The following is a 12327-nucleotide window of genomic DNA, read 5'->3' as shown; positions in this document are numbered from 1 at the left end:
GCCAAAGCACTCGCCGATAATAAAACACTTGCTTGGAATCCTCTGACAAAAGTGCAGCGATTACTTCATAGTATTCATCAATTTTTGAAGACTTTTTTCTCGTCCTTTTAGGAACAAAACCATTCAGGTATTTTTCGACTGTTCGGCGATCTACCCCTAATTCCTCTGCCAATTTGCTCTTATTAATTTTCATTTTCATATGCTCCATTATTTGCTTGAATTTTGGTAAGTCTAAAAGACTATTAATCTCAAAATCAACATCGACATTTAATGATATATACATAGCTAGTCACCTCATGACTAGTATGTAGAATGAAAGCAACTTTGTACATATTTATCCAAGCGTTATTGTACATATTTAATGTAGCATTTCTACCCTCGTATAAGGTTCACAGCCGGAGTGAAGGTAAGAATAAGGTCTAATCGTACCCTCGTATAAGGTTCACAGCCGAAGTGAAGGTAAGAAAAGGTAAGAATAAAACCTAATCGTTCCCACAAACATTACATGACCTAAAAATAACGAATATTCTATCTTCGACAACCTTTACAATTAAACTGTAGTAGGTCTATATCTAATTACGCCTCTCGTAATACGACGATCTTCCTGACTGAATTAGATTATAATTTTTTGAAAGTATTTTTCTAATTGTCTTTTTACTTTTAATTACGTTACACCACTCAAATATAGTACTTACAGTAATCTTTATATTCGGAAAAAGTTGCTCGAATTCCTCGATACTTCTAGTTACTGCAAGTTCCTTATCCTCCCAACATCCACAATTAGGGCAGGTTAGTTTATGCTGATTCCCACACTTCATAAACCCACTCCAACACAAACCACACAAAATTCCTTTCTCCATTTCACCAAAACTATATTGAGGCTGTAATGAAAAAGGAGATTTCTTTATATGTAGTGAAAGTAACTTTTTTGCCAATGCATGATGTTTTTCAACCAAACTGGAGGATTGGGAACGTAGATTGTTCAGGAATCGAGTCAGTTGGGATGGGAAAATAATCGGTAGGTTTGGTGATGCTTGGTAGAGGTAAAATTCGGGATTTATGAAAACTAGATGACTTTCAACTGTGAAATTAGAACCGAGCTGTTGCAGTAATTGTCTAAAAAGGGACTCACTTCGCGTAAGCTGTAAAAGGGGGTTCTTGATCTCTTTTCCAGAGGATAAACTTTGCCAGCGATCTCCATTAACAACATAATCACCTTCATAGTTTTTTACTTCAAATAGGTGAATTTTGCGCCGGAAAATAAGGAGTGAATCAATTTGGTAATGAGTGTTATTTGTTTCGAGAAGCAAGTCGTTGATAATCAGGCAATCAAGTGAAAGATTTTCTAATTGCTGGTCAAACCATGTTTCTCCGATAAAACCTTTCTCAAGTATATGGACTTGGTTCTCAATTTTTTCGGTAACTTTCTGACGGGCACGGATGGATCTTAGGGGCGTTAATTCATTGGGGAGAGTACGAGTTTTCATGATCAAACGCAACACTTCCTTTCTTAGTTATGAAATAATTTTAAATCTTCTATTCTATTTTTACAATCTATTAGTTTAAAAATCAAAAACATTTTGTCCATTTTTTTCACTAAAAAGCGGTCTAATTTGAAAATAGGGCTCGTATACATAGTAGTACAAACTGCCTTAGGAGGGAAAAGAATGCGTAAAATAACTAAATCTGCAATAGCTGCCACAGTGGTTACTTCAACAGTATTACTTTCAGGATGTGGCTTATTAGGTGGAAAGGAAGAAGCCAAGCAAATGGATCCACCACAAAACGAAGCGGTTGATGAGACGGTCGCAAAAGGGGAAAATCCAGCTGAAGAGGCAACTGATCAGGAGGAAGCTGCTACTGAAACCGTAAAACGTGACTTATATCTGATTGATGAAAACGGACTAGTGGTCCCTTACACTGTAGATCTTCCGAAGCAAGAAGCGGCAGCAAAACAAGCACTTGAGTATTTAGTTGCTGGTGGACCTTTAAATGAAATTTTACCAGACGGGTTCAGAGCCGTTATTCCACAGGATACAGAAGTAAGTGTAAACTTGAAGGATGGAACAATTACAGCTGATTTTTCAAAGGAATTCCAAACGTATAGTCCAGAAGACGAAGAAAAAATCTTACAAGCGATTACTTGGACATTAACGCAATTTGAAAATGTGAACAACGTTGTTATCAGCGTAAATGGTTATACATTAGAGGAAATGCCTGTAAACGGTACTCCGATCCCAGCTGATTTAAGTAGAGCTGATGGGATAAATATGGACAACAGCGATGTTGTCGACATCACGAACAGTCGTCCTGTTACTCTTTACTTCTTTGTGCAAAATGAAGAAGGTGAATATTATGTACCAGTAACAAAACGTATTGAAAATACCGGAGATGATAAGGTATCGGCAGTAGTAAATGCGTTAATCGATGGACCAAATATGGGATCCAACTTAATTAGTGAACTCCATCAAGATGTAAAACTGTTAAGTGCAAAAATGGATGATGGAAAAGTCACACTTGACTTCAATGAAGCAATTTATGGAGCCTTTAACGAGAAAATGATTTCCAATCATGTTATTAACTCGTTAGTTTTATCCTTAACTGAGCAGCCCGAAGTGAAAAGTGTTGCGATCACGGTTAATGGTAGTGAAGATGTTGTTACTGAGGATGGCAAATCATTGACTGAACCAGTAACTCGTCCTGCAAATGTGAATACAGGTAGTTTCTAAAAATTTGGATGTGGACATTGTTCACATCCATTTTTAATGTGAGGGTACAATAGTAAAGCAATTTTTTGTTATACTATAAAGGACGGTTGGGCATTGATAGCCCACCTTTTTTAGTGAAAGACAGGAGGTTTTATTTTTGAGGGTTGATGGACGATTACATAATCAACTACGACCGATTCAGTTTGACATGAACTATATAAAACATCCAGAAGGATCCGTTTTAATTACAGTCGGTGATACAAAGGTCATTTGTAATGCGAGCATTGATGACAGAGTGCCTCCGTTTATGAGAGGGTCTGGAAAGGGATGGATCACAGCTGAATATTCCATGCTTCCGAGGGCTACTGAGCATAGAAATATCCGCGAATCCAGTAAGGGGAAAATTTCAGGGAGAACGATGGAAATTCAACGTCTAATTGGACGAGCTCTTAGATCTGTTGTTAATTTGGAACAGCTTGGTGAAAAAACAATTTGGATTGATTGTGATGTCATCCAAGCGGATGGGGGGACAAGAACTGCATCGATAACTGGCGCTTTTATTGCAATGGTTCTTGCTGTACATAAAATTTATCAGAATAAAAAAATGAGCTCCTTTCCAATCACTGATTTTTTAGCGGCCATTTCGGTAGGAATAGACCCGGAAAAAGGAGAAATCCTTGATTTAAATTACATAGAAGATTCAACGGCAAATGTAGATATGAATGTTGTCATGACAGGTGCGGGTCAATTTGTAGAGCTTCAGGGAACTGGTGAAGAATCTACGTTTTCGCGTCATCAACTAAATACACTATTAGAACTTGCCGAAAAAGGAATAAATGAGTTAATTTACGCTCAGAAAGAAGCATTAGGTGATTTTTCAAACTTAATTGGAAAGAAGGACTCATAAAGTGAAAGAAATCATGATTGCTACCAAAAATCGAGGGAAGGTTAAAGAGTTTAGAGACTTATTTTCAAGTCAAGGTGTAGATGTGAAGTCCTTACTCGATTATCCGCATATTGAGGATATAGAGGAGACTGGTGAAACCTTTGCTGAAAATGCACAGATAAAAGCAGAAGCAATTGCGAAAAAACTACACATACCTGTTATAGCAGATGATTCCGGTCTTTCTATCGACTATCTTGATGGTAGACCAGGAGTATATTCTGCAAGATATGCAGGTGAGCATAAAAATGATCTCGATAATCTTACTAAAGTGTTAGATGAGTTAAAAGGAGTTCCAGAAGACAAAAGATCGGCTAGGTTCCACTGTGCACTAGCTCTAGCTATTCCAGGGGAAAAAACGGAAATTGTTGAAGGACTTTGTGAAGGTGTCATTACAGAAAAGCCTGTTGGTGAAAATGGGTTTGGTTATGATCCAATCTTTTTTGTACCGGAAACAGGAAAAACGATGGCTGAACTATCAAAAGATGAGAAAAATCAAATCAGTCATCGTGGCAATGCACTTAGACAGCTTGAAGAGCTTTTAAGAGATCGTGAGGAGTTTCAAAGATGAAAGTACTGATCATAAGCGACAGTCATTGCCTAACAAATGAATTAGTAGACATAAAAAAGCGTCATAAAGATGATGTTGAATTTATGATTCATCTTGGAGATTCTGAGCTTTCTTCACAATCGGAGGAAATGAGTGGTTTTTCAGCTGTAAGAGGAAATTGTGATTTTGATACGAACTATCCTAATGATATGGTAGTTCTTTTAAATGGGGTAAAGGTCTATCTTACACATGGTCATTTGTACAATGTGAAAATGACATTAATGAATCTTAAATATCGTGCACAAGAATCGGGTGCATCCATAGCATGTTTTGGACATTCGCATATAGCGGGCGCTGAAATGATTGATGATATTTTGTTTATAAATCCTGGTAGTTTTCGTTTGCCGAGGATGCGCAAGGAGAAAACATATGTAATTTTAGAGATTGTCGACAAACACGCAAATGTTGTTTTTTACGATAGTGAAGGAAATGTAGTTGAGGAGTTATCAACAAAGGAGCATATATGATACAATAGCAAAGGGAGTACTTTTTACTCCCTTTAGAAAATATTTCTTAAAAAATGTTGACATCTGGTTGCTATCTGACTATAATAAAAAATGTCGCTAATGAGTTTAACGACAAAAAATACAAATATGCCTAGTAGCTCAAGCAAAGCATATAAACTTAATAACAATGTCCCAGTAGCTCAGCAGGATAGAGCAACGGCCTTCAAGAATAGGAGCCTCTATAGGGAAACAATAACTTATAGAGTGGACGACACTATATCGGTGAAGCCTTAACAGTGTTAAGCTGATGGTAATACCGAGGAAACTTACGTCTTGATAAAAGACTGAGGAGATTCGAATGATCATGTAATGATGGTAGAAACTCCAAAGAATAATCAATCACGATTATTGTGAGGTTCCGTAGAGACTACACGTGTCGCACCTGAAATGGTGAAGATATAGTCCAGACTACAAACAACAATCGTTGGTGACGAAAGTCATAGTGGTAAGCTAAGCCGTCGGTCGGGAGTTCGAATCTCTCCTGGGACGCCATTTTACATACTCAATCACAAACACTTCTTTTCATAAAAATGAATTGAAGTGTTTTTTTATATTTCTTACAAGTTTTGTTAGATCCTCGCCTAATAAATTCCAACCTTATACCTTCTCTAAATCTTCATTTGCGTTCACAAATTTTTCAAGAAATTCTTTTAATTCAGAAACAGCGTAGCACCAAAGGTGTAAGCGGATACAGATTTTGTCTCAAATCAAAATAATCTAACAATTCTCTAAAATGGTGTTGACTCTTATAAAAAATGAGAGTAATATAAGCTCTAATATTAAATATTTTCACAAAATAGACTATTGTTTATTTCGTGAATTAACAGCATATGACAGTCCTAACATATGTACTCCATTATTTTAAAAAGATGAGAGTTCGTGGATGTGGATTATTTTTTATACTTTAGTTTTCAGTAGTGTAAAGCGTTTAAGTTTTTTGGCATTAAAGCTTTATTAAGCGCATAGAACTTTAAAAGATGTAAAATGAAAATTATCAATATTCATAAACGTTGAAGAGGATAAGTAATCATACGTTACGATATCGACAGAGAGCCGGTACTGGTGGAACCCGGTGGTATCCCGTTTGATGAACTCACCTCTGAGTGTTAGCTTGAACTCTTTAGTAGGGCTAATCGGGTGTTTGGTAACAGCTCACCCGTTATCAAAATGAACAACAAAGTTGTTCCTGAGGCGATCATTTTTTAGATCGCGAACAAGGGTGGTACCGTGGAAAGTGATAAATGCCTTTTCACCCCTTCGACCAAGAAATTGGTCTAGTGGGTGGACTGGCATTTTCTGTTTTTATTAAAACATTTATTTACAATAAGGAAGGGATGTAAGGAAAAATGGGCTTAAATGCAAAAGTGGAAGAACAAACTAAAGCTTCTACAAAAATGAACGGTTCCCAAATGCTAATTGAAGCATTAAAACGGGAAAACGTAGAAGTCATTTTTGGATATCCTGGCGGTGCTGTACTTAATATTTATGATAGTTTATATGATTCAGGTATTTTTCATGTCTTATCTAGACATGAACAAGGTGGAATACATGCAGCTGAAGGGTATGCGAGAATTTCAGGAAAACCAGGAGTCGTCATCGCTACTTCCGGACCGGGAGCTACAAATATAGTCACTGGATTAGCAGATGCAATGATTGACTCAATTCCACTTGTTGTATTTACAGGTCAGGTTGCATCATCAGTAATTGGTTCTGATGCTTTCCAAGAAGCAGATGTGCTAGGAATCACAATGCCAATTACAAAACATAGTTACCAGGTTAGGGATGTTAAAGACCTACCAAAAATTATTAAAGAAGCATTTTATATCGCTACTTCTGGAAGACCAGGGCCTGTATTAATTGATATTCCAAAAGACATGACAGTACATGAAGCTGAATTTGACTACGATCAAGAAATTCATTTGCCTGGTTATCAGCCAACAATTCAGCCAAACCACTTACAAATTCGTAAGCTAGTTGAAGCAGTTAGCCAAGCGAAGAAGCCAGTTATTTTAGCAGGAGCTGGGGTTATATTTGCAAAAGCAGCTAAGGAGTTAAGAGAATATGTAGAACAACAGCAGATCCCTTTAACCCATACACTTCTAGGTTTAGGCGGATTCCCAGCCGATCATCCGCTTTATCTTGGAATGGCAGGAATGCATGGCACATACACAGCTAACATGGCTTTACACGAATGTGACCTCTTGATTAGTATTGGAGCTAGATTTGATGACAGGGTTACTGGAAATCTGCAACATTTTGCTCCAAACGCAACCGTTGCACATATTGATATTGATCCTGCGGAAATTGGGAAAAACGTACCAACCAAAATTCCTGTTGTCGGGGATGCAAAGGAAGTTCTTAAAAGCTTAGTTCACCAAAATGGTAAGCCTGGGGAATCTCAGGAATGGAGAGAAAAACTAGCAGGTTGGAAGGAAGAATATCCACTTGTTTACAAACCATCAGAAGATGAACTAAAGCCACAAAAATTAATTGAACTTATCTATAAATATACAAAAGGTGATGCGATTGTAACAACAGACGTTGGTCAGCACCAAATGTGGGCAGCTCAGTACTATCATTTCACGAAGCCTAATCGTTGGGTAACCTCTGGTGGTTTGGGGACAATGGGCTTTGGGTTACCATCGAGTATAGGAGCACAGATTGCTGAAAAATCTTCAACTGTTGTTGCCATTCTTGGAGATGGCGGGTTCCAGATGACATCACAAGAGCTTTCAGTCATTCAGGAGCTAAATCTGCCAATTAAAATTATAATCCTTAATAACAAAGCTTTAGGAATGGTCAGACAATGGCAAGAACTTTTCTATAATGAAAGATACTCACACTCTTTAATCCCTAATCAGCCAGATTTTATGAAATTAGCTGATGCATATGGAATTAAGGGAATGAAAGCTTCAAATGACAAAGAAGCAGAACAAGTGTTGAAAGATGCTCTTGAATTTGAGGGGCCAGTTCTTATGGACTTTAGTGTGACACCTTTCGAAAATGTGTACCCAATGGTTGCAACAGGAAAGGGTCATCATGAAATGGTAGGTGTTAAGCTGTGAAAAGAATCATTACATTATTAGTAAATAATCGTGCGGGTGTACTTAATCGAATCACCGGCCTTTTAACCAAACGTCATTACAATATTGAAAGCATCACAGTGGGACATTCTGAAACTGAGGGGCTCTCGCGGATGACATTTGTCATTCATCTTGATGAAGAAACGGTTGTTGAACAAATTACAAAACAGTTAAACAAGCAAATCGATGTTATTAAGGTCATGGATATTACAAATCAAGCTATAGTCGCAAGAGAGTTAGCGCTTATTAAAGTATCATCCAGTCCTTCTAATAGAAATGAGATTTATAGCTTAATAGATCCATTTCGAGCAACTATTATTGATGTAAGTAAGGATAGCCTTGTTATCCAAGTAACCGGCGAATCCGAAAAAGTAGAAGCTTTAATTGACCTCTTAAAACCATACGGTATCAAAGAAGTTGCCCGAACTGGCACAACAGCTTTTACAAGAGGAAACCAAAAGACAGCTTCAAATTCAAAGAATTTTTCTATCGTTTAAGGGTTTAATCACAATACCATATATAATTTAATTCTAATAAGGGAGAGATTTTAAAATGACAAAGGTATATTATAACGGAGATGTGAATGAGTTAGCTTTACAAAATAAAAAGGTTGCAATCATTGGTTATGGTTCACAAGGGCATGCACATGCACTTAACTTACGTGAAAGTGGCGTTGATGTAATTGTTGGTCTTCGTCAAGGAAAGTCTTTTGAACAAGCGAAAAATGATGGTCTGCCAGTATATTCAGTTCGTGAAGCATCTGAGCAAGCAGACGTTGTAATGGTTTTACTTCCAGATGAAAATCAACCAAAAGTTTATAAAGAAGAAATTGAGCCAGGATTAAAGCCAGGAAATGCATTAGTATTCGCACATGGTTTTAACATCCACTTTAGCCAAATCGTTCCTCCAAGCTTCGTAGATGTATTCCTAGTAGCACCAAAAGGACCAGGACATTTAGTACGTCGTACGTACACTGAAGGTGCAGGAGTTCCAGCGTTAATTGCGATTGAGCAGGATGTAACTGGTAACGCAAAAGAAGTAGCACTTGCATATGCAAAAGGAATTGGTGCTGCTAGAGCAGGTGTTCTAGAAACTACATTTAAAGAAGAAACTGAAACAGACCTATTCGGTGAGCAGGCAGTTTTATGTGGTGGTACTTCTGCATTAGTTAAAGCAGGATTCGAAACATTAGTAGAAGCTGGATACCAACCAGAGGTTGCATATTTTGAGTGTTTACATGAACTAAAACTTATCGTTGATTTAATGTACGAAGAGGGTTTAGCTGGAATGAGATATTCAATCTCTGATACAGCTCAGTGGGGAGATTTCGTAACTGGACCACGTATTGTTACTGACAGTGTAAAAGCAGAAATGAAAGAAGTATTAAAAGATATCCAAACAGGTAAATTTGCTAAAGGCTGGATCCTTGAAAACCAAGCAAATCGTCCAGAGTTCAACGCAATTAACAAGATTGAAGCAGAACATCAAATCGAAGTTGTTGGTAAGAAGCTTCGTGCAATGATGCCATTCGTGAAGCAAAGACAACAGAAAGAAGTGGTGGGTGCCCGTGCGGAAAATTAATATTTTTGACACTACATTAAGAGATGGAGAACAGTCTGCTGGAGTAAACTTAAACCTACACGAGAAACTTGAAATTGCAAAGCAGCTGGAACGACTCAATGTGGATGTTATGGAGGCCGGATTTCCAGCTGCCTCTGAAGGTGACTTTCAGTCAGTTAAACAAATTGCTGAAACCATCAAAAATGTTTCTGTAACGGGATTAGCAAGAGCCGTACAAGGTGATATCGATGCTGCTTGGGAAGCTTTAAAGGGTGGAGCAGAGCCACGTCTCCATACCTTTATTGCTACATCCCCAATTCATAGAAAATATAAGCTAAGACAGACTAAAGAACAGGTTATTCAATCGGCAGTTGATAGTGTAAAGTATGCATCCAAATTCTTTCCGATTATCCAGTGGTCCGCAGAAGATGCGAGTCGAACTGAATTAGATTTCTTAGCAAAAATCATTAAAGAAGTGATTGATGCAGGTGCAAATGTTATTAATCTACCAGATACAGTGGGTTATGGCGCACCTGAAGAATATGGAAAAATGTTTACTTATGTAATAAATAACGTGCCGAATATTGATAAAGTCATCCTATCTACTCACTGTCATGATGATCTTGGAATGGCCGTTTCCAATTCATTATCGGCTGTAGAGCATGGTGCTTTACAGGTAGAAGGAACAATAAATGGGATTGGTGAAAGAGCGGGTAATGCAGCACTTGAAGAAGTGGCGGTCGCTTTGCATATTCGTCAAGACTTCTATCAAGCTAATACACGCTTAAAGTTGGATGAAATCAAACGTACAAGTGATTTGGTAAGCAAATTAACAGGTATGATTGTTCCATCAAACAAAGCGGTCATCGGCAAAAATGCTTTTGCACATGAATCCGGTATTCACCAAGACGGTGTGCTTAAGGAAAAAACGACGTATGAAATTATCACTCCGGAATTAGTTGGGGTTAAATCAAATTCAATGGTACTTGGAAAGCACTCTGGTAGACACGCATTCCGCAATCGTATTGTTGAATTAGGGTATTCAGTAGATGACGGGGAAATTAATCGTGTATTTAAGTTATTTAAAGATTTAGCGGATAAAAAGAAAGAAATCACGGATGATGATTTGGTGACATTATTAGTAGATGAAAAAGTTGCTAATGTAGAAGATATGTATCAATTGACTTCATTGCAAGTACAATACGGTACTAACCAAATCCCCACTGCAACAATTACTTTAACAGATCGTGAAGGTAATCAAATCCAAGAGGCTGCAACAGGATCAGGAAGTGTTGAAGCACTTTATAACACGCTTGAGCGTTGTTTCGGTATTTCTATTACTTTAGATGATTACCGAATCCAGTCTGTTGGCGCAGGACGGGATGCGCTAGCTGAAGTTTTTGTAAAAGTAAGACATAATAATGCAGAAAGCAGTGGGAGAGGTTCTGCACAAGACGTGCTAGAGGCTTCCGCTCGAGCGTATGTAAATGCAGTCAATAGATTACTAGCCGTTGAAAAGAATAAGAAATTACTTGAAAAAGTTGGAGTATAAAAAGTAATTACTATTTTCAGTGTGTTAAGGAAAAAAAGAGGAGGAGTCAGAATGAAGAAACGTATTGCCGTACTTCGTGGTGATGGCGTAGGTAAAGAAGTGACTAAAGGGGCAATCGAAGTGTTGAAGGCTATTGCCGAACAATACAATCATGAGTTTACATTTCAACACGCTTTAATAGGTGGTGTGGCTATAGACACTGAAGGCACTCCTCTACCAGCAGAAACACTGGAAGTATGTAAACAAAGTGATGCGGTATTACTTGGGGCAGTTGGAGGTCCGAAGTGGGATAAAAACCCTCCACATTTACGACCTGAAAAAGGTTTATTACAAATTCGAAAAGCGTTGAATTTATATGCAAATGTAAGACCTGTAACTTGTTTTAATAGCTTGCTAGATGCGTCGCCGCTCAAGCACGAAGTAATCGAAAATGCTGACTTTGTTATTGTAAGAGAGCTTACTGGTGGACTTTATTTCGGAAAGCCTAGCGGAAGAACAATAGAGGATGGAGAAGAAGCTGCTGTTGATACTCTATCCTACAAGCGTTCTGAAATGAAACGTATCATCGAGAAGGCATTTGATATGGCTATGTCAAGAAAGAAAAAAGTTACTTCTGTTGACAAAGCAAATGTATTAGAATCTAGCAGAATGTGGCGTGAGGTTGCGGAAGAAGTAGCTGTAGATTATCCAGATGTATCATTAGAGCATATGCTTGTGGATAACGCTGCGATGCAATTAATCCGAAATCCTAGACAATTTGATGTGATTGTTACTGAAAATATGTTTGGAGATATTTTAAGTGATGAAGCATCGATGCTAACCGGATCTCTTGGAATGCTTCCTTCAGCAAGTTTATCGACAGATGGACCAAGTTTGTTTGAACCAATCCACGGTTCTGCGCCAGATATAGCTGGGAAGGATATTGCAAATCCAATCGCAACCATTTTATCGGCAGCCATGCTTTTACGCTTATCATTTGGATTAGAGGAAGAAGCAAGAGCTGTGGAAAAAGCGGTAGACGAAGTTTTAGCAGCTGGGCACCGGACAGCAGATATTACAGATTCCTTACAAAGAGCAATTTCAACAACTGAAATGGTGGGAAAAATTAAAGAGGCCTTAGTTGAAGACGGGGCAATTTCTAATATTATGTCGGCTTATGCATAAGACTTTTAGAATCATAGCAAGACCCACTAGATAGCTCGGTATATACCGAGCTTATCTTTTCAAAAATAAAGAAAAAAGGAGCATTCCTGTTAGAAGGATTTTCGGGGACTTGAACAAAAAGAGCCCTCTTGGTATGATGCGGGGTGTCAAATCGCGACGAAATGACCCCTAATTTGTAACCAAGGAGGACTCCATAATGGA

The 12327-nt window shown here is 38.0% G+C and carries 10 protein-coding genes, 1 pseudogene and 1 other annotated feature; of the genes and pseudogenes, 9 read left to right on the top strand and 2 right to left on the bottom strand.

Annotation, left to right across the window (positions count from 1 at the left end; genetic code table 11):
• Positions 1-283: pseudogene (locus E1I69_RS22435) on the bottom strand (IS21 family transposase); the annotation flags it as partial.
• Between the two features lie 289 nt (positions 284-572).
• Entirely contained in the window at positions 573-1487 is a 915-nt protein-coding gene (locus tag E1I69_RS22430) for a nuclease-related domain-containing protein (RefSeq protein ID WP_136381756.1), read from the bottom strand.
• Positions 1488-1667: 180 nt separating this feature from the next.
• Here E1I69_RS22430 and E1I69_RS22425 point away from each other — a divergent pair, with 180 nt between their 5' ends.
• From E1I69_RS22425 to leuB, 9 genes are all read left to right on the top strand, one after another.
• On the top strand, positions 1668-2729 hold the full coding sequence (locus tag E1I69_RS22425) for a GerMN domain-containing protein (RefSeq protein ID WP_136381755.1): 1062 nt from the start codon (positions 1668-1670) through the stop codon (positions 2727-2729).
• Between the two features lie 136 nt (positions 2730-2865).
• Entirely contained in the window at positions 2866-3615 is a 750-nt protein-coding gene (gene rph / locus E1I69_RS22420; protein WP_136381754.1) for a ribonuclease PH, read from the top strand.
• A gap of 1 nt (position 3616) precedes the next feature.
• Positions 3617-4222: an XTP/dITP diphosphatase gene (locus tag E1I69_RS22415; RefSeq protein WP_136381753.1), complete on the top strand. Its 606-nt coding sequence runs from the start codon at positions 3617-3619 to the stop codon at positions 4220-4222.
• Positions 4219-4728, top strand: coding sequence for a metallophosphoesterase family protein (locus E1I69_RS22410; RefSeq protein ID WP_136381752.1), 510 nt, complete (start codon positions 4219-4221; stop codon positions 4726-4728). Before E1I69_RS22415 ends, E1I69_RS22410 begins: the two co-directional genes overlap by 4 nt.
• A 1040-nt stretch (positions 4729-5768) precedes the next feature.
• Positions 5769-6027, top strand: a binding site (T-box leader).
• 86 nt (positions 6028-6113) lie between these two features.
• Positions 6114-7832 (top strand): acetolactate synthase large subunit, encoded by a 1719-nt coding sequence (gene ilvB / locus E1I69_RS22405; protein WP_136381751.1) that lies wholly within the window; start codon positions 6114-6116, stop codon positions 7830-7832.
• Positions 7829-8347: an acetolactate synthase small subunit gene (ilvN, locus tag E1I69_RS22400; RefSeq protein ID WP_136381750.1), complete on the top strand. Its 519-nt coding sequence runs from the start codon at positions 7829-7831 to the stop codon at positions 8345-8347. Before ilvB ends, ilvN begins: the two co-directional genes overlap by 4 nt.
• Positions 8348-8402: 55 nt before the next feature.
• The gene (ilvC, locus tag E1I69_RS22395) at positions 8403-9431 is read left to right on the top strand and encodes a ketol-acid reductoisomerase (protein WP_136381749.1); all 1029 of its coding nucleotides are present in this window, start codon (positions 8403-8405) and stop codon (positions 9429-9431) included.
• Positions 9418-10962 carry a 2-isopropylmalate synthase gene (locus tag E1I69_RS22390; RefSeq protein ID WP_136381748.1) on the top strand — a complete coding sequence of 515 codons (1545 nt, stop codon included), beginning with the start codon at positions 9418-9420 and terminating at the stop codon, positions 10960-10962. The genes ilvC and E1I69_RS22390 overlap by 14 nt, the downstream gene beginning before the upstream one ends.
• A gap of 51 nt (positions 10963-11013) precedes the next feature.
• Complete coding sequence (gene leuB / locus E1I69_RS22385) at positions 11014-12126, top strand: 3-isopropylmalate dehydrogenase (RefSeq protein WP_136381747.1); 1113 nt, start codon at positions 11014-11016, stop codon at positions 12124-12126.
• Positions 12127-12327: the final 201 nt, after the last annotated feature.

This window comes from Bacillus timonensis, assembly GCF_004799755.1.
GTDB lineage: Bacteria > Bacillota > Bacilli > Bacillales > Bacillaceae_L > Ferdinandcohnia > Ferdinandcohnia timonensis_A.
The sequence above is the reverse complement of the archived record's forward strand: the minus strand, read 5'-3'. Positions and strand labels throughout refer to the sequence as shown.

Excerpts from the sequence above, each read along its gene's own strand:
- ilvC (WP_136381749.1), top strand. The coding sequence starts at position 8,403 with ATGACAAAGGTATATTATAACGGAGATGTGAATGAGTTAGCTTTACAA.
- E1I69_RS22425 (WP_136381755.1), top strand. The coding sequence starts at position 1,668 with ATGCGTAAAATAACTAAATCTGCAATAGCTGCCACAGTGGTTACTTCA.
- E1I69_RS22410 (WP_136381752.1), top strand. The coding sequence starts at position 4,219 with ATGAAAGTACTGATCATAAGCGACAGTCATTGCCTAACAAATGAATTA.
- leuB (WP_136381747.1), top strand. The coding sequence starts at position 11,014 with ATGAAGAAACGTATTGCCGTACTTCGTGGTGATGGCGTAGGTAAAGAA.
- ilvB (WP_136381751.1), top strand. The coding sequence starts at position 6,114 with ATGGGCTTAAATGCAAAAGTGGAAGAACAAACTAAAGCTTCTACAAAA.
- E1I69_RS22430 (WP_136381756.1), bottom strand. The coding sequence starts at position 1,487 with ATGAAAACTCGTACTCTCCCCAATGAATTAACGCCCCTAAGATCCATC.